1 protein-coding gene is annotated in these 519 nt (G+C 43.7%); it reads right to left on the bottom strand.

The features are described from left to right. On the bottom strand, nucleotides 1-518 hold a 518-nt coding region (locus ACFIJK_RS09535; protein ID WP_375627615.1), incomplete at its 3' end, for a GTP-binding protein. Nucleotide 519: the final 1 nt, after the last annotated feature.

Below are 519 nucleotides of genomic sequence, written 5' to 3'. Positions count from 1 at the left end.
GCTGCTAAAGCAGAACCCTTAACAATTGGTATATCATCGCCTGGAAAATCATATTTGGATAAAAGTTCCCGAACCTCAAGCTCTACAAGCTCCAAAAGTTCTGCATCATCAACCTGATCAACTTTATTAAGAAAAACAACAATTGCTGGAACACCAACCTGACGCGCAAGCAAAATATGCTCACGTGTCTGAGGCATTGGACCATCAGCTGCTGAAACAACCAAAATAGCACCATCCATCTGTGCTGCCCCTGTGATCATGTTCTTCACATAATCAGCGTGTCCCGGACAATCAACGTGCGCATAGTGACGATTTTCCGTTTCATACTCAACGTGTGCTGTAGAAATAGTAATCCCACGTGCGCGTTCCTCTGGGGCAGCATCAATTTGATCATAGGCTTTAAATTCACCAAAATATTTCGTAATCGCTGCTGTCAACGAGGTCTTCCCATGATCAACGTGACCAATCGTACCAATATTAACATGCGGTTTTGTTCGTTCAAACTTGCTCTTCGCCATC

Origin of the sequence: Bartonella sp. PS17NMGDW (genome assembly GCF_042193555.1) — a bacterium.
Lineage (GTDB): Bacteria > Pseudomonadota > Alphaproteobacteria > Rhizobiales > Rhizobiaceae > Bartonella > Bartonella grahamii.
This window is presented reverse-complemented; position numbering and strand designations above follow the sequence as displayed.